Below are 24067 nucleotides of genomic sequence, written 5' to 3'. Positions count from 1 at the left end.
ATCCTCCGCGACGGCTCGTGCAGCGTACCGGTGGTTGCCGTCGGCCCGCAAGCGATAAACCCCTTTGTATTGCGGCCGACCCACGGAATTCGCGGAAGGGCCCTTTTTTGCTTCATCTCGTGCGCAGTCGCCCATGATCCACTGACACCAATGACACTCCGAGACTCTTACGCCGCCAGACTCGGCTGCCCATTTCTTCCGCTGGCTGGCCTCCCTTTGGCCGGTTGAAGCCCCCGCGACGAAGCAAGGTCGCGGATGATGCGATACAGCAGATTCTTCCGATCAGCCGCCACAATGTCACCTTGGATCGAAGCTGCCTCTCCGCTTCGTACCGGGTCGCAAAGACTGTTGGACTCGGATCGCGCCTTGTCCTCGTCCGCTTGAGAAATGAACTTCCATAGCCCCCGACTTATCACCGCAATGAACAACGCACACGGATTCTCTCCGACGCGCCGTGCATGGACGGCTGCTGCAAATACTCGCAACCGGTCACAGTCGCTCACGCTCACCCATCCACGAGAAACAGCCTCTCCGTAAAGCTGCAACACGCGGCTCGGGGTTCGCAGGTCATCGGGAAGTACGCGGCGCAGTAGGGCGTTTCCTAATACACCAGACTCTTCCCTGGGTTGGTTTTTGTACTCCGTTAGGAGGGATTGTTTTGTTACTGGGGGTGACAATCGGCGTGCAAACCTACGATGGGAGGGTGACACACGTTGCGCAGCGAATCGTGATGAATGCTCACGCTGAGTCCCGCCAGGCGCCGCGAGGCTAACCCGTACGCGGCCCCCGTAAGCCTGAATGTGCCAGTGGTCCGCGGAAAGCGGCGACATCCAGCCCAACTGCGCGAGCTGGCGCCGCGCTCGCTTCACGCTTCGCAGGTGCACCGAGAACGTTGACGCGATGAATGCGGCGGAGCACGAGCCCTCACAACTCCATCCGCCGTTGCGATGATAGAACACGCATCGTATCAGCAAGCCCAGCACGGTCGCTGCTTCGACAGCCGGCCTGCCGGAAGCCAAGTGCCGGATCACGGTCCGCGGAATCGCAACGCTCCGACGTTGAATCGGATGAGTGCATTGTTGAGACGCCCGACTGTGGGCTGTGCCGACGGCGCGACGCGGGGAAAAGCCAAAGTCGGCTGTCAATATCAGCTCGCTTGCGACCAATCTCCGCAAAGCCGCGCGGACTAACCGTGCATCTTTGGCCCGCACGATTTTCACGCATCTTTGCACAACGTCCGTCCGCGCCGGAGTACGTCGACGCTCACCCCTTCTCGAACGCCGTGCCTGAGCCGCTTCTTGCTGCTCCGCGACCTCGTGCAAAGCCAGATACACACGCCAATCGAAATAACTTAGCTGCCTTTCGGTTTGATACGCGTGCCACGCTACGAGGAGGTCTCTCACGGCAAGCCTCCGAAACCCACCGGGTATCCGCTCCATTTCACGTTTACTTTCGACGCCTGTGTTCATAGTGTTGTCTCCCTTTACGAGGGAAGCCAGAGCAGAGTCTCCTCAGCGGGCGGAGCACGAACTCCGACGCCGACGGCGATCACTTTGCCGTTGACGAACACCGCAGACGTGGTAGGATTGGGTTGTTCCGACCAAATCCCCCTCAATCACGCCTCAGTGTGGGTTGCTTAGCCCGTGTGGGGGCTCCTTTCTTCAGTAATTGCCTACTTAATGCCTCCCGGTTTTTCGTTTCTGGCGACGGCGTCATCCCAGTGTCGCCGCACCTTTCATTCCGATTCCAGCATACGACTCTGCGCGCATCGCGCAAGCCGTTTCTTCTTCATCTTCACGAGACTGCGTGCATGCTTGCTTGCAACCTGAACCATGAGCTTGCATGTATGCATGCTTGCAGGAATGGGCACGACTGTGTCATGGTTGCCGTATGCTTGTCGCGATCGTCAATCAAAAAGGGGGGGTGGGCAAGACGACGCTGGCAGTCCATCTGGCGGCCTGGCTGAGAGCGGAAGGACGCCGGGTTGCCTTCATCGATGCGGACGGCCAAGCCTCATCAAGTCCCTGGATTCATGCCGCCGCGCCGGAAGTCACGCTCGTCACGCACCATGCGGCCGACGAGGTCATAGAGGCTGCGGTGAGGCTTCGCCCAACACACGACCTTGTCATTGCAGATGGCCCAGCAAATCTCTCGGAAACCACTCGGGCGTTGCTGCTTGTGGCCGATTTGGCCATCATCCCCTGCGGAGTCACGCTTCCGGAGCTTGAATCGACTGCTGCGACCGTCCGCATGTTGCACAACGCCCGGGCAGTACGTTCGCCGGGCCTGCCGCAAGCCCTAATCGTCCTGACCCGAATCCGGGACAGGCGATTCCACCTGACACGCGACGCACGGGAGGCCGCCCAGTCACTTGGCGTACCCGTCTGCCGCAACGCATTCCACTTGCGTGAAGCCGTTGCAGATGCCCCTGGCCAGCGGACAGTCGTCTGGCGTATGGGGCATCGAGCGAGGGCAGCCGCGCTCGAAACCACGCAACTACTATCAGAGCTGACTGAGCACACGTATGTCCCGACAGACCACGGCGCAGATACTTAGCAAGGAACAGGCAGCGTTTCTCCGGCAGTCTGACTCGACGGCCATAACGTCGCAATCGGCAATTCCTCGGACCCGCCGGCCAACACCCCCTTTATCGCGGCGGCAGAGCCGTCATCGCGAGCTCTCATTGCCGGACAGGCCAACAATTGCGCGTCGCGATGTTCCATTGCACTCCGTCACGCTTCGTCTCAGCTGCTCACTCGTCCGGTCGCTTCGATACGCTTCCGCTCACCGTGTCCTCACTAACGCCGAGCCGGCCACCCAGCAAGCCATCGCAGAGACCGCAATTCGCGATTGGCTCACCGCGAACGGCTTTCAAATCGCAGACGAAAACACTTAGCAGCATCACCGCAGCGACGGCAACGGCAGACCCAGCCGCACCTTGGACCGGCTACGCGTAAGCAGCCCCGCAATTGCCCCACCTGGGCCACCCACAGGCTCGCTGCGCTCGCCTTCTCCCCGGCTGCGGAGAGCAGCATCGCCATCGGCCCCCACCCCCACAAAAATCATGCCAGTCCTTTATCGAGACTGTTTGCCGCAACAGGCAACGGCCGAAAGTCCAATCGATTCGGACCCTCGCACGCCGGACTGTCATGCTTTTTGCACTCGGAGGACACCGCCCCGCCGCCGATGGCGACGCCGCTCAGTTTCTTTTGAAAGGCTGACTGAAAACTCCAGGGTTCGTGAAAGTTTTCAATCAGCCTTTCAAGTGGGCAGGGCCCACTTGAGGGTCGAATCGCTGGGGCGAAGGCCGCACCGATTCGGTGATTCGAAGCGTCGGACCGGAGCATTACCGGATTTGAAACAACTTGGACGCGGTGCAGCCGCGGACAAAAAAAGCAGGAGAGGAAGCCATGAAGATGAAAGGAAGATGTTCGCGATGCGAGCAGCATTGGAACTTCAAACACACTCGCTGGGAGGATTTGGGGCTGGGGGAAGACGACACCGTCGTGCTGGTTTCGTGTCCCGAATGCAACCCGATTCAAGACCGAATTGGATTCTTTGGAAAGAAGACGCTCGCCTTTCTGTTTGCGGTCCACAGCCCGGACCGAAACCCGCGAGATGTTCGATTTTTGCAACTCGAGATTCACCAAGGTTAGACAAACAACACCGGCGGTGTAGCCGCCGATTCATTCAATGGGGACCATGAACACACAAGAGACAGCAAACAAACCGAGGATTTATGTTGCATCCTTGGCGGACTATAACGCCGGACGCCTGCATGGCTGTTGGATTGATGCAGGCGAGTCGTACGAGGAAATCCGCGAGCAGGTAAGGAAGATGCTCGCTGAGTCGCCCGAACCCATCGCCGAAGAGTGGGCTATTCACGACTATGAGAATTTCGGTACGCTTCGCCTCTCCGAGTATGAAGACTTGGAGCGCGTCGCCCAGGTCGCGCGACTCATCGTCGAACACGGGCCAGTCTTTGCCGAATTGGTGAGCCACTTCGGTGGCGCCCGTTACGTTGACGACGCCGCCCAATGCATGGAGGAGGGGTATCGCGGGGCCTTCGATTCGCTCGCCGACTTCACCCAGGAGACGATTGAAGACTGTTACGCCGCTGAGTTGAACAACCTCCCCGACTTCATCCGCTATCACATCGATTACGAGGGAATCGCTCACGACATGGACCTGAGCGGCGATGTGTTGACGATTGTGTGCGGAGGAAAGGTCCACGTTTTCGACAGCAATCTGTAAGCATCTTCAATCAGTCCAACTTCCAATAATCGCCGCCGGTGCAGCCGGCGGCATTTAATGCAACATGAGGAAACATGAAACTCCTAACGAACAAACTCCGACGACAGATTCCGCCGCTCGGTGCCACCGAGAAGGATGCAGACCCTATTCTCTGGGCACGATTCTTCGTGCCCGGGCTGGAGACGGCCTATTACCCGATTGAGTTCGACGGCATCAACCGCTTCAACGGCTTGGTGAAGGCCCTGAATGTTGAGTCGATGAGCTTTTGGCTTGACGACTTGGAGAACTGGCGGTTTTCGGGTGGACGGCGACACGTGCGTGATCGTCGCTTCCGCCCGGTTCGGCTCAGCCAATGGAAGGCATCCAACACGTGCGATTGAATCGCGACGTGTATGCGCAACTGAATCAATTCGCCCGCCGGTGGAGAAATCCGGCAGGCTCTCACACCTGACTAACGAGGATTATGAATGCAAAGACCGAATCACACATCATCGAGAAACTCGACGACTTCAAAAACAACCTGTCATCCATCGTCTCCTATCCCGAGCGATGCAACCTCTGGGGAGACGCCAGGTATCGCGGCAACTGCGATGGACGGCTATTCCTGGGGCTCGTCCTTCGCTATGGTGCTAGCCGCATCGCAGACCCGATGATGGGCTCGGGAACGACCCGTGACGTGGTGAACTGGCTGAACCGAAAGACCGGCAGCGATATTGAATTCTGGGGCAGTGACCTCAAGAGTGGATTTAATCTCCACGCTCACAACCTGACGGGCCAATACGACCTGATATGGGTTCACCCGCCATATTGGAACATCATTCGATACAGCGACAATCCGGCGGACCTCAGCACCTGCGATGATTATTCGGCTTTCCGGGAGCGGCTCACGGTTTGCCTGCGCCGATGCTACGCCGCGCTTGTTCCCGGAGGCCGACTCGCTGTGCTCGTCGGCGACATCCGAAAGCGGGGCCGGTATGTGTCAATGTCAAGGGACCTGTTCAACCTCGAGGGCGAGCTCGGCGAGCTGCGGTCCGTCATCATCAAGGCCCAGCACAACTGCCGCTCTGACGGCAGGTCGTATGGGTCGCTGGAAGACGTCCCGATTCGCCATGAGGTTTGCGTTATCTTCCGAAAGCCCGAACGGTAACCGGCGAGAGGGGGGGCGGTCGAGGCAAGCAAGAGCAGCCCCGCGGCTGTCGTCAACGGGCAGAATCCAGCGTGTCTGATGGCCGGCCGGCCGGCCTCGGAATTCCGACCGAAGTACCGCCCATTTCGGCAAGCGGAACTCGCTCGGATTCCCCCGCCGCAGCCGCCCAAGCCGCTCCCCGCTGCGCGGGACATCCGGCTCGCACATTCTTTTTTCTTCGCTTCGCGACCAACCACATCCCCGCCATCCCCCCGTCTGCGGCCTCGACTGACCGCCCGGCCGCTCCCCGCAACCCGTCGAGCACCAGCTCGTCGCCGACCCGGATTCCCCAGTCTGCGACTTGGGACATCCACCCCCAGCCCTATCATCGTTCAGGTGAACATGGCACGCTCGATGGCACGTTGCATCGTCTCTTTTCGTGCCATGTCAATTCTCAGCCATTCCCATAAAGACCTTCGAGGCATGGCTTTACATTCGGGATTCATGAATTCGCGATAGAGGGGTCTGGCGCCCTTCGCTCTGGAAACACAAAGTCGTACGACGTATACTGCGAGCCCGGAGGCTCAGGCGGCCCAGTGAGTCCCGGCTATGCTTCGGACAGATCGAGATAATCAGATCATCGAGGCGCTTGCGTGTTGCGTGCGATTGTTCTCGCTGCAGCAGCTCGCGGAGTCTTGGTGGCGGGAGAGTGCCGAACCGACCGTCCCAGCCCGTCGGCGCCTGTCGCAACTGGTTTCCGCCAGGTGGCTCAGCGAGAGCCATGTCCATGCCGGTCCCTTGCTCAATTTGAGCCGTCCCATGCAGACATGGGCGCCCGGTGAACTCGCCCCCGACTGCGAGCGCATTGCGCGTGCCCTCGCCCAACGCTGGGCATCAAGCGAGCCACCGGAAAGGCTCACGGTCTTTGTGGCCACGAAAATAGCCCATCGAGAGTTTGGTGGCCCCCCCAAGCCCAAGCGCCTCGACGCGCTCTACGCAACACACGATTTGAACCTTGCGACGGTGTACCTCCATTTTCGCAGGCATCGGCCCCGTGATGCAGACGCTTGGGTTGGCGAGGACCTCCGGCCCAAGGCGGGCTTCCGAATGAAGGATCCTGACGCCGTCCTGGAATACGCCGACGGGCAACCGGACCTCGTCATCGAACTAGGCGGGAAGTACAGCAGGGCTGACATACAGGCGTTTCATGACGATTGCGATCGACGCGGGAGGCGCTACGAACTATGGTAGAACCCGCTCGTCCATCCGGCGTTCGCATCAATGCGCACGACGCTCGCATCCTCGGCGACCATGTTGGCGTCTTCCGCATGACGACCTACGAAGCGCTTAGACGGGTCTATTGGCCCGATGGCGAAATTGATGCCGCCAAAAGCTGGGTTCGCAGAATGAAGTCAGCTGGATACCTCAGAGGCGCTCCCCTGTATGGCAATGTTCGATACTTCTATCCCAGTCATCAAGCCGTCACCGAGTTTCGCCTCGAACCGGGTGCCCAAGGCTTTCAGCGGCCAACCCGCTTGGCGGAAGTTTATGGCCGGCTGGCATTCTGCTGCCTGGGCGAACGGCCGTACCGGCTTCTCAGTCCCAGCGTTTTTTGTCAGGAGTTCCCGGAGCTGGTGATTGGCAAGAAGATTCCCGAGGGGTACTACTTGGACGATTCAGCCAGCCGACGACGTCTGGGCTACATCTTTGTAGACACGCGCCGTGAACCGCGCGCCATTCGTGCGCGTTTGAAGGACTTGATCAGCGAGCGGATTGGGAATGAAGCCTGGAAGCATAATCTGATTCGACCGCGATTGTTCCTGTTCGCCATTGTGACGATCCGCGAGCGAGCCGCCAAGCAGATTGCGCGGTATCTCGACGGTCTGCACCCGGAGATTGAATTCCGCTTCGCGCATTTTCCGGAACTGGGCGAACTCTTACCTACGGAGCGAGGCAATGCGTCTCAAGCCTGACAACGGCCTCGACCCCCTTGCTGTCGAGCAATTGCCTCCCGTTGAAGGAATGGAGCTCGACCACCGCACACAGATTCTCTCGCCCAAAGAAATCGCGCGAGCGGCGCGTTGGATGATCGTTGCTGTTTCCGTGTGGGGGGCGATTCTCGCGCTGGGGCTGAGAATTGTCGCAGAGCTTACCTCTACGACTGCCTTCCTCTGGGTTGCCATTCCGCTCATCGTGATTCAGGCGCTCTATCTGATTGTCGTTCGCGCGCCAGCGTTTGAGACCGTCGGCTGCTTACTCGTAGCACCGGTGATCTGGCTTCTTAGCCAACTTGCCGCTGCGGAACTGCAGGGCCTCATTTGGTTGCTCGCGCTCGCCTTCAGCCTTCCGTTCTGTCACGCGATGATCACCCATCACGCCTATTGGATGCATGCCCATCCCCAACTCCAGCGCACAACGCGGCTCAAATGGCGCTCGGCTTGGCCAGTCGTCTCTCTGTGGCACTGCCTCAGCAGAGTTTGGGCGCCGAATAAGCACACGCCCGATACCAACACGCCGCTTGTTGCCGCCGAAATCGCGGAACGCGCACGCTACGACTTTGGATACGTGTACGTCATCGTCGCATTCCTTGCGGCTCTGCTTGTCCAGCTCCTGATTCCCCGACCATTCTTCGGGGGCATCTGCGCGGTGTTCACGTTTAGTGCGCTACTTCTCATTTACGGGGGCTATCAGGCTGCGATGTACGATCGCAAGCAAAGCATCGGCAACATTCTGGCCCGCGTCTGCCATGGCTGGAGCAACTGGCTGACGTACAATTTGCACGACACGCCCGCACCCGGCGTATTCCGCAGTCCCCATGGCAACGCCCGACGCCGACAAACCTCAGCGTACTGCGCGACCATCCTGACGGCCCTTGCCGTCGTTCCGCTCTGCGCGTACTTCCCGCTCATGGCGCTAATTTGGGGACCTGGTCCGTGGGAGGTGGCAGCCGCCAAGTCCTGGGCGTTCAGCGAGGTCATTCGCGACCACCGCCTTTTGCTGGAGCCTGAGCCGCGGGCCATATCCGATGCGTATCTACGCCAACTTTCCGCGACCGACCGTGAACGATTCGATGCGGCATTCAAGCAGCAACAGCGAGTCGGCGGACAACGCCCAACCAGCCTTCCCCTCGACTCGCATGAGTCCTACCTTCTCGCGACCTTGCAGGGCATATCTCGCGGTGAGCCGTTCTTTTTCATTTCCTTTGCGATTTCGGTGCTCGCCTCAGCGCTTGCAGCGCCGGCCTTGCTCTTTTTGACTTCCTTTGCCGTCGGTGCACGCGTCCTACTCCATCATCACGCGACCTTAGAGGGTGACGCGCCCGCCGATGGCGACCAGACTCAACCGGCTGCACGATATCACCGCAAGCGAGTTGTATCCCGCTGGCAGGCCTATGCCGAGCGTTTGGCCGAATCCGAATTCAGCGCACAGAATGCGGAGAAGCAGCTCGTTCGTGAGGCTGACCACCTCTTTCTCGGATTCAATCCCGAAGCTGATTACCCCGTCCTTCTTGATGCGCGCATCCTGGCCGAACACGCGCACATCACCGGCGATTCCGGTTCAGGCAAGAGCGCGCTGGGCATCGCGCCGCTGGTGGCTCAACTGATTGGGCGTCCTCAATCAAGCGTCGTCATCATCGACCTCAAGGGCGACCCGGCCTTGTTCGAGGGCACGCGCCTGGCCGTGAAGGCTGCCAATCTGCGGCAGAAGAACAAGAACAATCGGATCCAGTTTCGATGGTTCACGAATGTTCCGGGCCGAACCACGTTTGGCTTCAATCCATTCTTGCAGTCGCACATGGAGCATATGACCCTTTCGCAAAAGGCCTCCGTCCTGCTGCAGTCGCTTGGACTGGATTACGGCGAGGGGTATGGCACCTCGTACTATTCGGCGGTCCACCGTGACACCCTCGTTAAGGTGCTGCGCGATGATCCTCGGATCAATTCTTTCCGAGCCCTGCAGAAATACTTTGTGGACGACCTGCGGTCCCGGCGCCACGACTTGCACATCGACAAGAAGCAGCTGGAGGAAGCCGCTCACCTGTACACGGTCGTTGATAGCCTCTCAGAGTTCGATGCACTCAGCATCACGCCCGAGAGCGTATCCAAGGAGATTCTCGAATATCAGATCGATATGCCGGCCGTGGTGAGCCGTCCGCACGTCATCTATTTCTATCTTCATTCCGCCCTTGAAGAGACGGCAGTGCGCGAGATCGCCAAGCTTGCGCTGCACTCGCTCCTCAGCGCCGCCGTCCACAGGGGACGGTCGGGGCACCAGGTCTACGTGTTCATTGACGAGTTCCAGCAGGTCGTTTCCCAGAATCTCGAAATCATCCTGCGGCAGGCGCGCAGTGCGGGCATGGCTGCGATTCTGGCAAATCAAACGATCAGCGATCTCAAGCGTCGCGACGTGGATCTGATTCCGACAGTGCAGGGCAACACGCGGTATCGTCAGGTCTTTTCCGCCAGCGACCAGATCGCCCAGGAAATGCTAAGTCGCGCCTCCGGTGAGAGCATTTACTATCTGGCTTCGGCCGAGATGATGGCCAGCTACCTACTGGCGGACCAGGTCGCCAAGCGATTCGGACAACTCATGCCGTGGGCTTCCCCGACCGACTCCGACCCGGAAGGTTCTCTTTCGGTCACCGAGCACATCGGTCCCCGCATGCGCCCGTCGGACATCCTGCACTATAGCGATCGAGAGCGCTTCAGTATTGTGCAGGTTACGCGCGGACGTGGCCTCACCCAATACGGCGGTTGCTCGTTCCCCATGGTTTCGGATTTCCACATCACATTCAAGGAGTTTGAGCAACGCGCCGACGCGCCCTGGCCGCAACCGCGGCCAGGTACCATGATACAGGCGCCGTCGGGGGTGTCGGACTCACGCACCAAGGCCGCTGAGGTTGTCGCGGAAGTGGCTCGCACGCCTCATCAAAAAACGATGGTGCAACGACTTCAGGACCTGCACACATTGCTCGAGGAAGGAGAGCCAGAGAAATGATATCACGCGAGCGCCTCAACACATTGCTGCCCGTCCGCGCGTCCGGCGGTCGAATCGTGATGTTTCTCGGCGTGGTCTTGGCCGTGACCGTCATCGTCCTGGTCGTACGCTTTGCGATTCCGCGTGTATCCCAACAACAACCCGTGGTTCCGGAACAGCCGCCGGTCCTATCTGCCGAGAAGAACATCGTCGACTCGATGGACCGCGAACGACGCAGCATGAATCGCGTCAAACTCCAAGCCGCAGCCCTTGAACTGAAAGAAGCGCAGGCGGCCCTCGCCGGCCTCAAGCAGCAACTGGAAGCTTGGGACACAGAAGTGCTCGCGCTCATGAACAACGATGAAGGCCGCCGGTTGGCGGCCGACGACGGTCTTGTCGAGAAGTTTGCCGCTTCATTTCGAAAAGAAGACCTCTGGACAGTCGCGCAGCTTGAGGCGGCCGAAGCTCGGCTGAAGCTCTTAATGATCCCGGTCGAAGAAGCGACCAAAGAAAACACCGGCGACTACGCCCCATCCGCCGACTGGTCCGCACAGGTCGAACGCGAGCAACAGGCGCTCACGACTGCGGCGAAGGCCTATATGGACCTTCGGCAGGTCATTATCACCACATTGCGTAGCGCCCCTCAAGCCCCGGCACAAATCACGCTTCAGGAAGCGCTCGACCGGTTGGACAGCAGACTCGCCCAAGAGCGGGCAGAGGTCATCGAGACTGCCGTCCGCGACGAGCATCAGCGCAAGACCGAGGAACTTGCCAAGGCCGAGGCCGAGCGTGCACGCACGGCTGCCGAGCAACAAGTGGCCCAAGTCGAGTCCGCTCGTTTGCGCGCTTTGGCACAAGATGCCGCCGTCCAGGCTAAGTATCAGCCGTTCCTCGCGAAGGGCCGCTTTCTCATCAACCATCCGGACATCTTGGGTTTCTCGTCGAAACACCTTTTCATCGATGGTCCGGCGGAACTCCCATCGTATAACGACCTTGTGCGTTGCGGTGCAACACGTGACTTGAAGACCTTCATAGCGATCGGAATCGGCAAGTCGAAGTTCTATGGACCGTACACGAAGGGCCGTCGTTATTTCGAACGCAACGACCGCCCGCTGTGGACGACCGCCTATCCCCAGACCGATGCACAATGGGCCGAGTATCGAAAACTCTTCGAGGAGTTCCAGCAGCTTGCGCCCGTATGGCGCGATATGGGCTTGCTCAGACCCTGACTGGCGTAAAAAAAAGAGGCGTAGGGAATCGCTCCCTACGCCAAAACCGATTAGTGACCTTCTCTCAACCAGGCCGACATCCGATCAACGCACCGTCGTGCATCGTCAATGTCTTCCGGCCGAAAGGACTTCGCTATCCGGTTGCGTCCCAACGAGCGCACCAAGTCGAGGTTGAAGTACCGCTCTCCTTGTCCGTTCCAATTCTGCCATGCGCGAATCACCATTTGCCCATAGCAAAACTCCTGGAACGGCGGCTTCGAGCCTGGCGGAATGTCAACCATGACCGGAGCTTTCGGCCGGTCCGAATTGGCCAAACGGAAGCTCTCTGGTCCGATGAGAAGAAGTCGAAGTAACCATAACATAAGCGTTTTTACTCTCAGTTAGTGCTGTTGATAATCCCTCCTGATTCCACACCGCCACCTTGCCAACAGCCCATGGGCCGGAGGAAGCTAGCGCTGCTATCAGCAGATCATCACCAACACGCCGGAGCTGGTCCTTGCGTCTCTCATCGCCTTCGCTTGTTGGGGAAGATGCCCGCGCACTTGTAGGGCCCCGGCGGGCGAGGGGCCAACGAAACCCACGAAGGGGTTGTTTCTCAGCGAAAACGGCGCTCTGCGGTTGTCAAAGAGCCGGGGCTGCCACTGACGGATTATATCCGCTGGGCAACGGCGATGCGCGTCAGAAATACGGCGATGTCGAGGAACCCTCCGGCTCAGGCATTACCGGCAGGTGGGGATGGTCCGTCGAGGAGCGACGCACACCGGGTCTGCCGTCGCCGCCGCCTTCGGGTCCCAAGGGCCTGCCGGCCTCGACGGGGCGAGGACCCGAAGGCGACGGCTTTAGACGGCAGACCCGCCCGATGATCGAATTGAATTCGCGAGCTCTATGGGGCGACGCGTGGCGGGTTGACGCTCTGCGCCGAGCTGTGCTACGGTCGGCCGGTAAGCAGTTCTTTCCCATGCCGCAGCCCGCGGCAATTCAATCGCTGGTATCACGAACGCACCCTCTCCGGCTGGACTTGGCCTCATTGCCGCGCGGGCCTGAGAGGGGTGGCGTGCTTGCAAGGTTGAACAGGAAGGAGGTGCAACGTCACAAAATCGTCAGCGCGGCTACAGGGGAAGCACTGCGTGCGTTTGACCGCCCGCGCGACGCACCAATCGGAGTAGGAACCAATGACCGAAGTCAATGAAATTGCCCCAACCCGGGCAGGAGAAGACGCAATGCCCAAGGACAAGGAGAGACCGGCTCACGAAGTGCGGCTCGGCCGCATCAAAGCGACGATCTGGGCGAACGAAGTGGAGAACGGCGTGCGGCACAACGTGCAGCTCCGCCGGCTGTACAAAGCGGGCGACAAATGGGCCGAGTCCGACTCGTTCGGCCGCGACGATCTGCCGCTCGTTGCCAAGGTGACCGACATGGCTCACACCTGGATCTTCGAGAATTCGCAGGACAGGCAGGCCTGATTCCAACCACGAGAGGTTGATTCCGGGCGACCGCCCGGCAGCACGTCAACCTCTCGGCACTCAGCCGCTGTGATCCCAGCCGACTCCGTGTGATTGGCGACCTGGCGTGCCTTGCTCCTTTTCATCGATGCTCGGGAAGACGACACCACGACCGCTCTCGTCCACAAGGAGTTCATTCCCCGCGGCCGAGACCGGTGGTGCACATCCGGGTCTTCCAATCAGGTTTCAATCCAACATCACGAAAGGAGCTATGAACCATGCAGAATCTCACGCGTGCCCATGATGAGCTGTTTTCGCGCGGGGCCGACGAGTCCTTCGCCACGTTGCAGGATCTCTGGCAGCACTGCCAGGATGAGAAGCAACGCTCGGTGGACCGCTGGCATCCGCCTCAGGCCCTAAAGACCGAGCCGAACGGCGGGCGCTTTCGCATTGCCCTAGGCGAGGACGGGACGTTCGACATGAACGAGTGGAGCTACTCCCAGCTCTGTCGGCTGGCCGGGGTGAACAAGGACACGCTCAACCGGGTGTCCGCAGCGACCGCCAGCCAGATTTTCTTCGAGACCTTGCCGCGTGACGGCAAGCCGCTTCAGGCGCTCACGATGGAGAAGACCGTCCGCGCCATGCACGGGGCCGCCTATACGCGGCTCTACAACGCGGACCTGCTGTCGATGGTTCGCGAGTTCGCGACCGACTTTCAGCCACCGCAGAAAGCAGGGACGCCTGTGACAACGAATCCCGCAGCCGACGACGACCCGCCGTTTGACGCGGACGCGGCGCCGGAGATTCCGCGCGGCACCGGGCTGTATTGCGGCGAGCAGGACATGTTCTGCTTCCTGATCGACCCGACGGGCTGGGCGGAGATCAACGGCGAAGCCTTCGCTCCGGGGTTCTTTCTCTGGAACAGCGAAGTCGGCCGACGATCGGTTGGCATTCAGACGTTCTGGTTCCAGGCGGTCTGCGCTAATCACATTGTCTGGGACGCCGTCGAGGTGGTCGAGTTCACCCGCAAGCACACGGCAAACGTGCATGAGTGCTTCGGGCAGATTCGCACGATCATCGAAAAGCTGGTCGCCCGGCGCGACGAGCGCCGCGACGGCTTCGCAACCGTGATGCGAAAGGCGATGCAGACGCAGCTCGGCTCCAACGCCGACGACGTGCTGAAGGTCTTGGCCAAGCAGGGTATCGCCCGCGCTGCGGCCAAGGAGGCGGTCGAAATCGCCGCCCGTCGTGGCCGCTTCACGATCTTCTGTCTCGTGGATGCGTTGACGAGACTTGCAGGCAAGCTCAAGAATGCCGGCGAGCGCACAGAAGCTGATGAGCGGGCCAGCGCGTTGCTGGCCCTGGCGGCCTGAATTCAGGTTGCTCGAACGGTTACCCCCAAGGCCCACGCACCACCGGGCCTCATTTCACCGCCAACGTGCTCGCAGGCGCCTGACTGCCGCTTGCGCTTTGCACGAATACATGGCACTGTACAGATATGAATTCCCTGTTCGTCATCTACCCGCCCAATCCCGAGGCGGCCCAGTATCAGGCTGCTTGTCGCGAGAACATCGACTTCGTGCTGGAAATGTTGGAAGCGATGCGGATCGAAGCCGATATGGTCGGGGATGCCGAGGCGGCACGCTTCTGGGCGGGCGCGATCAACGTCATCGCGGCCTTCGGCCCGCGCAGCTCGGCCCGCGTCCTCCATTCACGCAACGGCTGAGGCGCTCCGTTGACCTTGGTCGCACTTCACAGCGAGCTTTGGTGGCGTCACGCCTTTCCTTTTACGTTGAAACATGGCACGCTTCGCTTGGCCCATCTTTCACATCTCGATTTCGGTAGAGGCCCAGATATCGCAGCGTTGCGCGGTCCATGGTCCGCGAGGCGCTGCCGTGTCGTACGCAGATAGGTTTTCAGCCGCTTGATTCGGTCCCGGATGGGATCGGGTGTCTGCCGTCAGCGCTTCTGCTTTCGCATCGCCATGCGTAACTGCCCGTCCGCGTGGTCGGGCGCGTGTCCCATTGTCCTATTTCAGGAGAATTATCATGGCCACCTCGAAGAAGAAGGCGCGCGCCCCGGTCGCGCGTCGCATCCAACTGCTGCCCGTGGATCGGCTCGTACCGTCCACCGAGAACGGTCGCCGGCCGGTCAGCAACAACTCGTTGAAATCGCTGGCCCGGAGCATTAAAAGAAATGGAGTGCTGCAACCGATCCTGGTTCGCGTCCATCCGGAGCAACCGGACTCGTGGGAGATTCGGGCCGGATATCGGCGCTGGCGGGCAGCCAAGCTGGCGGGATTGGAGACGATTCCCGCTATCGTCGGCAAGCTCGACGACGAGGCTGCGTTGGCGGTCACCATCACCGAGAATCTGCAGCGGGAGAATCTTCATCCGCTGGAGGAAGCCGCTGTCATTCAAAAGGCGCTCGACCACGGTTTCGATGTCGAGGCGGTCGCGGCTCGTCTCGGCAAGAACCCGCAGTTCGTTGCCCGGCGGGCGTCGCTGACGCGGCTTACTGAACCGTGGCGCAAGGCGGTCATTTCGGTGGATTCGCCGGCAAGTCGACTATCGCCAGCACATTTGGAACTGATCGCCCGATTGCCGGACGAGACCCAGGCTGCGCTGGCCGAGGACGAGTTCTACCCGGTGTTCAGCAGAGGCTTTCCGAGCGTCGAGGAGCTTCGGCGAATCATTGATGGCGGGCTCCACACGCTTGCCGCCATGCCATGGTCACCGGACGACGAGGCCCTCGACCCAACTGCGGGGGCGTGCCGTAACTGCCCGAAGCGGTCGGGCGCGCATCCGCTTCTATTCGATCCCGAAGAAGTCCCCACCAACGGAAAGTCCGCCAAGGACGATCGATGCCTTGATGCCGCTTGCTTCGAGCGGAAGCAGGTCGCCCACGTGCAGCGTTGCGAGGCACAACTTCGCGGTGCGCATCCGAATCTCGCGCTGGTCCAGATCGGCAGCGGATCGGGCAGTTCGGCGCTGCATGAGGCCTTCGGGGACCGAATTCACCGCGTGTACGCGCCGCGATTCGTGAAGGCGAGCAACCCCAATGCCGTCCCTGCCATGCAGGTCGATGGGCCGAAGGCCGGGAAGCTGGTTTATATCGACGCTGGAGATCCACAGATGCCCGGCCACAAGAACGGCCGTCGAAAGGACGAAAAGACGGACGAGAAGAAGCCCCTCACACTCGACGAGCGTCGCGCCCGGCATCAGAAGCGCCGCCAGGCATTTGTCGTGAAGCAGGTCGAGACGCAGCTTCGCAATCTCACCGTCGAGGATGTGTCGCGAATGCTGGCAGCGAAATCGGCTGACGACGGCCGCAACGAATCACCCCTGGAGGTGCTATCGCTCTTGCTGTCGTTCGGAACATCAGGGCGTGCGGATCGCATGTACCACGAAGATCCATGGGACCGCTACGACCGACTGCGCGCTGTTGCGCTCGAAGAGCGAAACGCCTCGGCGGTGCATGACGTTCTGCAGATTTGGATTCGACGGCTGACGATGCACGACAGCAGCCGAGTCGGTTTTCAGGCCTTCGAGGCCCAGCGAATGTGCAAGATTCTCGGCATCAATCATGCCGAGATTGAAGCCGAGGCCGTCCGCACGCTTCCGCAGCCCAAGAGCTGGGGATTGCCGCCCGAAGAGGCGCCGTCGGATGTATCATCCGATGAGCAAGCCGCTCCCGAAGGAATCGCAGTGGCCCCGTCTGATCGCTCTGCCGATGCGGGAGGCGTCACGGACGGCAACCAGCACGCGCCACGTCCAAAATCCGCTCGACGCAAGGCGCCTAACCGGAAAAAGTCTCGAAAGCGCGTTCGCGCGGCATGACATGGCGTGACACCCGGCGGCGCCAGCCGCCGCTGGGTGATCATTTTTTCTTGCGGTATTCGCCATTGGTTTCAACGAAGTACGACACCCAGCCCCTACGAGCACCCCGTGGAGGAAGCACAGTTGCACGCCGTCTCGCCATAACGGAGTACCGGGTGGAACGCTTTCGGTCCTCGCACACGGAATCGAGGTGCGTCATGGCCAAGTCGGGAAACAAGCCGGTCCACGAGGTCCGGTACCGCAACGTCAAGGCCGCGATCTGGCTCAACCAGACCGCCAAGGGAACCATGCACAACGTGACAGTCTGCCGCTCCTACCGGGACGGCGAGACCTGGAAGAATGCGCACTCGTTCGGACCCGCGGACCTGCTCCCGCTGGCCAAGGCGCTGAACGAAGCGCATTCGTGGATTCACGAGCAGTTGATTGCGGCTCGAAATACGTCGTCGCGTGGCGACGAGGGCCGCAAAACAGGTTTGAAACGCTGAGCGTTGTTGCGAAGGCCGAGCATCCACCCGGCCACTTGAATAATGCCGCCGCGGCACGATTCCAGATTGTCCGATTGGTACTGCGGCCAATGCGTGCATTTTCACGCGACTTGTGTCATTCTCCATCGTCTCACCACGTGTTCTGACCGTCCGCAGGTGCGGTCGGTCGCGCCGCATGTCGAGTCGTTCTTTCTCCTCTCTCTTTGATCAGTGCAGTTGAGCCTTGCGCTCGGGGTGCGCATCACTGCGATGGCAAGGCTGACCGAAGACTCGGTTTTTTTAGAGGGAGGTTCTATGACCCAGACAGACCTGACCAGGGAATTGAACCATCAACAGCGCCAGGTCGTCGAAGCTCCGGCCGGTCCGATGCTCGTGTTGGCCGGCGCTGGGACGGGAAAGACGCGCGTCATTACCGCCCGGATTGCACGCCTCATCCGCGATGGCACCGCTGCGGAACATATCCTTGCGCTCACCTTTACACGCAAGGCAGCTGACGAGATGCGGCACCGCCTGAAATTGCTGCTCGGCTCTCGCGCCGGCGGCTTGACCGTTTGCACGTTTCATGCGCTCGGATTTCGGATCATGCGCGAGCAGTGCGGCCGGATCCGTGAAGACGTCAGGCTTCGTGTCATAACGGAAGAGGAGCAACGGTGCGTCATCAGCGCTTCGTTGCAGGCAAGCGGATTCAGCGATGACGTTGGTCGCGTTCAGGCCGCGATTTCCCGCTCCAAGAATCAGGGCCTATGTCCCGAGGAATGCCGCCGTTCTGCTGCCAATGACTTCCAACAGGTCGTGGCAGACGCTTACACCAGATACCAGGCAGCGCTTGCCGAAACCGGTTCGATCGATATCGACGACATGGTGCTCCGTCCTGTTGAACTACTCGCGCGCGATGCGGATGTGCGCTCACGATATCAGCGGCGCTGGCCGACCGTGCTGATCGATGAGTACCAGGATACGAATGAAGGTCAGGATCGTCTGGCTCACTTGATTCTGGGCTCGGAACGCGACGTTTGCGTCGTCGGCGACGATGACCAGTCGATTTACAGCTTTCGCGGCGCCGACGTGGAACGCATCCGCCGATTCTCCGAACGCGTCCCCGGCACACGCACCGTCACGCTGGAATCAAACTATCGCTCTCGCGCACCGATTGTCGCGCTTGCGAACGCAGTCATTTCAAAGGCCGCGAATCGTTGCCCAAAACGACTCACCGCGGAAGCCGGCTCCGGCAATCCGGTCGAATGGATGATCGCCGCCGACGAGACTGAGGAGCGGCAGTTCGTTGCGGAGTGCCTGCGAAGGCGCTCTAGCACCACCAAGTGGTCCTCCATGGCGGTGCTCGTTCGGAGCCACAAGCTGGTTGGCTCATTCTCGCGCGAGTTCCGGCGGGCCGGGATTCCGTGCGCAACGGGCCGTGCGAACGCCGACGGCGTCGCAGTCTTGACGTTGCACCAATCCAAGGGGTTGGAGTTCTCCATCGTCGTGCTGCCGGCGATGGAGGATGGGACGATCCCGCACGGAAACTCCGAGGGCGACATGGATGCAGTCGAGGAGGAACGGAGGCTCTGCTACGTCGGCATTACCCGCGCACGCGAGCGGCTGCTTATTACGTCAGCCCGGCGACGGGGCACGATTCCGGCAGAGCCCTCTTGTTTTCTGACAGATCCGGGTTCGCTCGGATTGTTCCGTTGGCTCTGATTCGCCATTCCGACAGGGTCTCTTGGCAAGGTTTTGTTCGCGCCTTGCCACCCCTCCGATGCTGTCGGCGATGGAACCGGGCTCCTGTCCGTCATGGAACAACTTGTCCGGGCTAGCACTGACTCGCCAGAAAGCCCAGCAATGTCGCGTAGGCGAGGATGTAGTGTCGCCCGTGCGCAAAGAGGGCGGCCAGGGGCAGTAGGGCGAAGGTTGCAGCCGCGGGGTAGCCAACGACAAGCATCGCGCCGAGAATGAGGGGTGCAGCAGGCATAGCTGGCCACTTAGCACATCATCCTGCTAATGTCACCTATCAGCACTCAAAGTCGCTGGCGAATAGGTTCTCAGCTTGCGGCCAACAAGCGGCGACTGGCCGTCGTATTTTCCCGTCGCAGATCGAGGCGCGTGCTGGGCGCAAAAAAAAGACGCCTCGGTTGTTAAACCGAGGCGCGGAAGGTAAAGAAGAAATGGGTGCCTAGACTCTTCCGAGCCGACGATAACCCCTGGACAGGATCAGGTACGCCTCGTCGTCTGGTGTCACAATCACGTCGCCAACCGAAGTTGAGCGACATGGTTGAACAATCGCCGTGACGCCGACATTTAGCGACCAATCCTGATCGACGTTGTTCGTCAGCAGGATAGCCTTATCCAGGTTGTACGTGTCCACCTCGGCTACAAGTTTGTAGCCGGCCGGAATTTCCGCACACGGAATTTCAGGCCATTGAAAGGTGGGGTTTTCAACATGGAACACCCGGGTCTTTCTTCTTTGTGATTGTCGTTGTTTCATATTCCTCCATAACGAATGCAGTTGCTACACACACCGGCAGGTTTCCCTGCCGGCTTGCAAAACAACGCTTCGCCGAGGCCATGAGCGACGACAAACGCACCTTCCTTTGCCGGTTTCATATTTAGGCTCCCTCACCGGTCTTGGGAGCATGTGAACCCCACGAGGGGGTTGAACTCCGAGCCGCATGCGATGCACTTGAGAAAGAACAGGGCGACCGGGTGCGCCCGCATCGTCCATTCGCCGTATTGTACCGGCTGCAGCCCTCGGAAGAAGCGATCCGGCCTGCCCGATTGCCCGGTTTAGTTGAACCCCCGCCAGCTCGCACGCCCGCCCGATGCACTTTGTGTGGACCGACAACCTCTCTTGCTGGCAGGTTAGAACGTGGGGGTCATTGAGAGGGCAAGATCGGTCAACCCCTATCCCCCAGATCGCCCAATGTGCCAAACTGGCAGCGCTATGCATGGGTGCCGCTTGCCCGCCGAGACTGGCTGCGCTCCCCGCCCAAACCGGCATAACGATCCTCCCGGCCGGTGCGGCCGGGCCTTCGCGCACGTTTGGGAAGAGCGTCATGGCTGAATCGGGAAACGCGCCGGTTCTCGAATTCCGGGACCGCAACCTCAGGGCTGTGCTCTGGCTCAACCAGGCCGCATGAGGTACGATGCACAACGTGACGGTCAGCCACTCCGACCAGGATACACGTGGTAATCGGCGCGCAAAATGGACCCGCCCTCAGCGTTTCCAGATGCTGGTTTCCCGATGGGAAGACCGGTGATCGCGGAGACGAAGGATGCTGACGGTGGACGATTACGGCGAGATTCGCAGGGCCCATCGGGATGGGATGAGCGTGCGGGCCTTGGCCCACACGCTGCACCACTCGCGGCGGAAGATCCGGGAGGCGTCGGCGACATCTGAGCCGCACCGCATGCCGGCGAAGCAGAGAAAAAGTGTTGAAAGTCGAATGGAACTGCGGTAAGATGCCTGTAAGTGCGCGTTGTACGGTGGGTCGTTCACTGGAGTCATGCTATGGATATCTCACTGCCTGGGAAGAAAACAGAAGTTGGGTCTCCGGCGAGATGGAAGTTGGTTGAAGGCGCTGCTGGCAAAGGGCTCCTTTATCTCGCCCTCGTGAATGCATCAGGGGAGGTTCTTAAGAAGTTTTCGGTGACGAAAGATATTGGGGATAAACTGGCGAGATTGAGCGTAAACGATATCGTCAATATCACCTTTGATGCGTGTAAGAGCAAACTCGGCCTCAAGAGATGGGGCGAATAGTCCCCCAAGTTACTGGATTGCGACACGGAACTTTCAAGGCCCGTTGCAAGTGCGTGATGAGGTTGTTGGCTACTCGACAAGCTCGAGTATTCGATTTACGAGTCGCTCGGTTCGAGCCGTTCGCTTCGGGAGACAGTTTTCCATCGGAATTGCATTGTCCTGCATGAATTGCCGAAGGGCCTCGGCTTGGGTTCCTCCTTCGCACCAAATTGAAACGACAACGACATGCTTCCAGAGCGCGCGGCAACCTGCAGCGATGAGTTTCTCGTAAACGATTGCTCCTCCTAGCTCGGCGTCGTCCAATCGCATATCAAGCACCAAGACATCTACCGGCGCATCGGGCGAGGCGATTTGGCGCAGTTTCTCCTCCGCAAGCCGAGCCATTTCGTCGGTTGCGCCCGCATGCACGCAAATTGCGTCGTGATTTCGTTTATTCAGGGCGCCTTGCATTTGAAGTCGATGATTCACGTCGTTGTCCAGAATCAGCACCGTTGCCATTTCTTCACCCCTTTGGGAACGTAAACACAAATACATTGCCTTTGAAGTCGCCGCCGCGACTTGGCCTAATCTCACGAGCACATCCGTGCATCTTGGCTATTCGATCGCAAAAAAACAATCCGAAGCCGGCTCCTGGTCTTTGCCGGCGGGGGTCAGGATCATGCTGCTTTCGTTCGCCCCGCTTCCATAGTCGTTCTAGTTCGGTCGAATCACCGTCCAAAGGTTCACCTGCGCTGAAGAATGCAATCTCCACAGCGCCGTTCCGCCTCTCTGCCCGAACCGCCAAAGGCTCGCCACTGATTGGGCGGCCATACTTGTCATGGTTCCGAACCATTTCCATTATGAGCATTCTAAGCAGGTGCACATCGCCTTCAAGCTGCAAGTCATCCGGCACGCTGTCGTAGTTGATGCTCCATTGAGAGCTCACCGGAAGGGGACCATTGCCCGCACCGCGGAGGAACGCAAACATCCGATTCATGTACTCTAAGCAAGCAAACCGAAACGATAGCTGCATCATTGATCCTCGGCTACCGCTTTGCATGAATGTCGGATCGCCCAAGTACCATCGAAGGAAGCGCAGGTAGCCCTCCATAAAATGAATCGGGATAAACGTGTGCCCAACCCATCCATTAAAGACTTCGCCCGTCATGCCCGAATCAATACGCGACGGATCTGGATCCCCTGCGCGCGCAAGCTCAAGTAAGTTGGCTGCCTCTGCGCGCACCTCCGACGAATAGCTTTCGCACTGGGACTTCCAATAGAGAAGATTTTGAAGTTTGTCGTGTAGGGCCTCCAGCAAGCCAGACACCCAATCATGCACCAGAAGCTCAACAATCGCTTCCGTCGTTCGAGTGGATGCCCTGAACTCCTCGTCGCTGGCGATGGAAACAGTACCTAAGACGTTACCATTGGGATCGCAGATACGAAATCTCGTCGTAACATTCGTACGATAGCGGCCGGTGTTGTCGGTCCAATGCTCAATTGCTCGTAAGGGCCCCATCGACTTCAGCGAGCGCAGATCCTCGTCGCGTACGGTATTCCGAAGGTCAGCGTCCTCCAAGATTACATCGTCTGAACTCTGACCATGAGGGTCAATCTTCGGATAGTCCATCCTTCGTAGCGCTGCGGCGTTCAGATACGCGTAACGTCGATCAGCAGTCTTTACATAGACTTGTACCGGGAGTGCATCGAGAATCTGCGCGGCCAAGCCCGAATGTGTCAGGCTCAGGTCAGAAGCGCACGATGCGCGCAGCTCGGTGAACCTACGAATGCGGGGCGGCAAGGCTTGGTCTTGCGGGTCATAGGATGCTTCGAGAGGCTGCGCTTGCAGCGTCGCTATCAGGGCGTCCCGCTCTTTCAATTGCGCCTCTAGGTCTTTAATGCGGGCGGCGTAAACATCGGCCTCGTGCATTGTCTTCTCCTGTGCTAGTGACGTCGAAAGGCGGCCGCAGTCTCTTTCGTGATTACCTCAACAGGCACAGTAATCTGAGCTGGAGGCACGATTGCACCTGGAGTAATTCCCCTCTTTGCGCGCACCAAGCCCTCATGATATCCTTCAAGCAGTTCAAACGCGAGAAACGTCATGAATTCTGTGTTCTGTGCCACCGATGCGGCTACCCATCCTTGATCAATTAGGTCAAGGAGATCGTTATCGTAGTCCCAGCCGGTGACCACAACGTCCCCTGCCTTGCGATTTAGCGCCTTCAGAGCTTGGACGGCGCCGATTGCAGATCGCGAATTGCACCCAACAATAGCAACAATATTCGGATTCTGAACAAGAAGAGCGCGAATTTGCTCTCCGCCATGTTGTTCGTCATACTTATCCTCAATCGGATCAAGCACTGTAAACCCCTGTGTTTGCTGGACGGCGTCCCGAATACCTTTCGCCCTGGCTTCCTGTTCTGGGTTTCCGGCTTGCGCGTAAGAAATAAGGACTGCCCCCTTCCGCGACACGGCGCCAACAGCGTAGCGACCGATCCGCTCTCCAGCCTGCTCCAGTTCCGATGTGATATAGGTCAGTTTGTGCACTTCCGGCGAGTCAATTAGGTATGTAATTACCGGCACATCTGCCGACTCGTAGTCGCGAAGGATTGGAGCAACCGACGCCGCGTCCGCAGGGGCTACGACGAGTCCGTTACAACCGCGCGCAAGGATCGACCGCAATTCGGCTCCCTGCGCATTGGCATCTGAGTTGTGTGGCCCCCCGAAGGTTGCTGTAGTACTGTTAGATGTCGCGGCGAGCTTTTCCCACGTCAGGCGGCTTTCCGTCCAGAACGGAACATTCGCGACAACGACATTCATCTCAAGGTGAGTTGATTCAGTTGCGTGAGGTCTACTTGCTTCAGGTGGACTAACTTTTGGCGTCGCGAGCGGGCATGTATAGCGTCCTGCAGCGAACCCAACAACAGCGGCAACGAGTGCCGCGCCGACAACCCAAAGTGCGTGCTGACGATTCATCAGACA

At 59.5% G+C, this 24067-nt stretch carries 22 protein-coding genes; 16 read left to right on the top strand and 6 right to left on the bottom strand.

Going from position 1 to position 24067, the window contains the following annotated elements; translation table 11 throughout:
• Positions 1-167: 167 nt before the first annotated feature.
• Positions 168-503 (bottom strand): hypothetical protein, encoded by a 336-nt coding sequence (locus KF841_03120; protein ID MBX3394338.1) that lies wholly within the window; start codon positions 501-503, stop codon positions 168-170.
• 1339 nt (positions 504-1842) lie between these two features.
• Here KF841_03120 and KF841_03115 point away from each other — a divergent pair.
• From KF841_03115 to KF841_03045, 15 genes are all read left to right on the top strand, one after another.
• Positions 1843-2556 (top strand): ParA family protein, encoded by a 714-nt coding sequence (locus KF841_03115; GenBank protein ID MBX3394337.1) that lies wholly within the window; start codon positions 1843-1845, stop codon positions 2554-2556.
• A gap of 854 nt (positions 2557-3410) precedes the next feature.
• Positions 3411-3656 carry a hypothetical protein gene (locus tag KF841_03110; GenBank protein MBX3394336.1) on the top strand — a complete coding sequence of 82 codons (246 nt, stop codon included), beginning with the start codon at positions 3411-3413 and terminating at the stop codon, positions 3654-3656.
• A 46-nt stretch (positions 3657-3702) separates the two neighbouring features.
• Positions 3703-4254: an antirestriction protein ArdA gene (locus KF841_03105; GenBank protein ID MBX3394335.1), complete on the top strand. Its 552-nt coding sequence runs from the start codon at positions 3703-3705 to the stop codon at positions 4252-4254.
• Positions 4255-4328: 74 nt separating this feature from the next.
• Positions 4329-4634, top strand: coding sequence for a hypothetical protein (locus KF841_03100; protein MBX3394334.1), 306 nt, complete (start codon positions 4329-4331; stop codon positions 4632-4634).
• Positions 4635-4717: 83 nt separating this feature from the next.
• On the top strand, positions 4718-5401 hold the full coding sequence (locus KF841_03095) for a hypothetical protein (GenBank protein ID MBX3394333.1): 684 nt from the start codon (positions 4718-4720) through the stop codon (positions 5399-5401).
• A gap of 588 nt (positions 5402-5989) precedes the next feature.
• Complete coding sequence (locus tag KF841_03090; GenBank protein MBX3394332.1) at positions 5990-6631, top strand: hypothetical protein; 642 nt, start codon at positions 5990-5992, stop codon at positions 6629-6631.
• Positions 6625-7353: a hypothetical protein gene (locus tag KF841_03085; GenBank protein MBX3394331.1), complete on the top strand. Its 729-nt coding sequence runs from the start codon at positions 6625-6627 to the stop codon at positions 7351-7353. Before KF841_03090 ends, KF841_03085 begins: the two co-directional genes overlap by 7 nt.
• Positions 7337-10378, top strand: coding sequence for a TraM recognition domain-containing protein (locus KF841_03080; protein MBX3394330.1), 3042 nt, complete (start codon positions 7337-7339; stop codon positions 10376-10378). The genes KF841_03085 and KF841_03080 overlap by 17 nt, the downstream gene beginning before the upstream one ends.
• 59 nt (positions 10379-10437) lie before the next feature.
• Positions 10438-11586, top strand: coding sequence for a hypothetical protein (locus KF841_03075; protein MBX3394329.1), 1149 nt, complete (start codon positions 10438-10440; stop codon positions 11584-11586).
• A 1220-nt stretch (positions 11587-12806) separates the two neighbouring features.
• Positions 12807-13049 carry a hypothetical protein gene (locus KF841_03070; protein MBX3394328.1) on the top strand — a complete coding sequence of 81 codons (243 nt, stop codon included), beginning with the start codon at positions 12807-12809 and terminating at the stop codon, positions 13047-13049.
• 257 nt (positions 13050-13306) lie between these two features.
• The gene (locus KF841_03065) at positions 13307-14401 is read left to right on the top strand and encodes a DUF932 domain-containing protein (GenBank protein ID MBX3394327.1); all 1095 of its coding nucleotides are present in this window, start codon (positions 13307-13309) and stop codon (positions 14399-14401) included.
• 125 nt (positions 14402-14526) lie between these two features.
• Positions 14527-14754, top strand: coding sequence for a hypothetical protein (locus KF841_03060; protein MBX3394326.1), 228 nt, complete (start codon positions 14527-14529; stop codon positions 14752-14754).
• A 322-nt stretch (positions 14755-15076) separates the two neighbouring features.
• Positions 15077-16867 carry a ParB/RepB/Spo0J family partition protein gene (locus tag KF841_03055; protein ID MBX3394325.1) on the top strand — a complete coding sequence of 597 codons (1791 nt, stop codon included), beginning with the start codon at positions 15077-15079 and terminating at the stop codon, positions 16865-16867.
• A 197-nt stretch (positions 16868-17064) separates the two neighbouring features.
• Positions 17065-17352 (top strand): hypothetical protein, encoded by a 288-nt coding sequence (locus KF841_03050; GenBank protein MBX3394324.1) that lies wholly within the window; start codon positions 17065-17067, stop codon positions 17350-17352.
• 294 nt (positions 17353-17646) lie between these two features.
• Positions 17647-19050 (top strand): UvrD-helicase domain-containing protein, encoded by a 1404-nt coding sequence (locus KF841_03045; protein ID MBX3394323.1) that lies wholly within the window; start codon positions 17647-17649, stop codon positions 19048-19050.
• Positions 19051-19162: 112 nt separating this feature from the next.
• Here KF841_03045 and KF841_03040 read toward each other — a convergent pair whose 3' ends face one another.
• Both KF841_03040 and KF841_03035 read right to left on the bottom strand, forming a co-directional pair.
• The gene (locus KF841_03040; protein MBX3394322.1) at positions 19163-19321 is read right to left on the bottom strand and encodes a hypothetical protein; all 159 of its coding nucleotides are present in this window, start codon (positions 19319-19321) and stop codon (positions 19163-19165) included.
• Positions 19322-19522: 201 nt separating this feature from the next.
• Positions 19523-19834, bottom strand: a complete 312-nt coding sequence (locus tag KF841_03035; GenBank protein MBX3394321.1) for a hypothetical protein — start codon at positions 19832-19834, stop codon at positions 19523-19525.
• Positions 19835-20857: 1023 nt separating this feature from the next.
• On the opposite strand from KF841_03035, the gene KF841_03030 reads away from it, so the two are divergent.
• Entirely contained in the window at positions 20858-21106 is a 249-nt protein-coding gene (locus tag KF841_03030; protein MBX3394320.1) for a hypothetical protein, read from the top strand.
• 69 nt (positions 21107-21175) lie between these two features.
• On the opposite strand, the gene KF841_03025 is transcribed toward KF841_03030, so the two are convergent.
• From KF841_03025 to KF841_03015, 3 genes are read right to left on the bottom strand one after another with little or no spacing between them, the layout of a single operon-like run.
• Positions 21176-21604 (bottom strand): hypothetical protein, encoded by a 429-nt coding sequence (locus KF841_03025; GenBank protein MBX3394319.1) that lies wholly within the window; start codon positions 21602-21604, stop codon positions 21176-21178.
• Positions 21605-21608: 4 nt separating this feature from the next.
• Entirely contained in the window at positions 21609-23015 is a 1407-nt protein-coding gene (locus KF841_03020) for a PAS domain-containing protein (GenBank protein MBX3394318.1), read from the bottom strand.
• 14 nt (positions 23016-23029) lie between these two features.
• The gene (locus tag KF841_03015) at positions 23030-24061 is read right to left on the bottom strand and encodes a sugar ABC transporter substrate-binding protein (protein MBX3394317.1); all 1032 of its coding nucleotides are present in this window, start codon (positions 24059-24061) and stop codon (positions 23030-23032) included.
• Positions 24062-24067 lie beyond the last annotated feature (6 nt).

Source organism: Phycisphaerae bacterium, assembly GCA_019636475.1.
In the GTDB taxonomy this organism is placed as follows: Bacteria; Planctomycetota; Phycisphaerae; order UBA1845; family UTPLA1; genus JADJRI01.
This window is presented reverse-complemented; position numbering and strand designations above follow the sequence as displayed.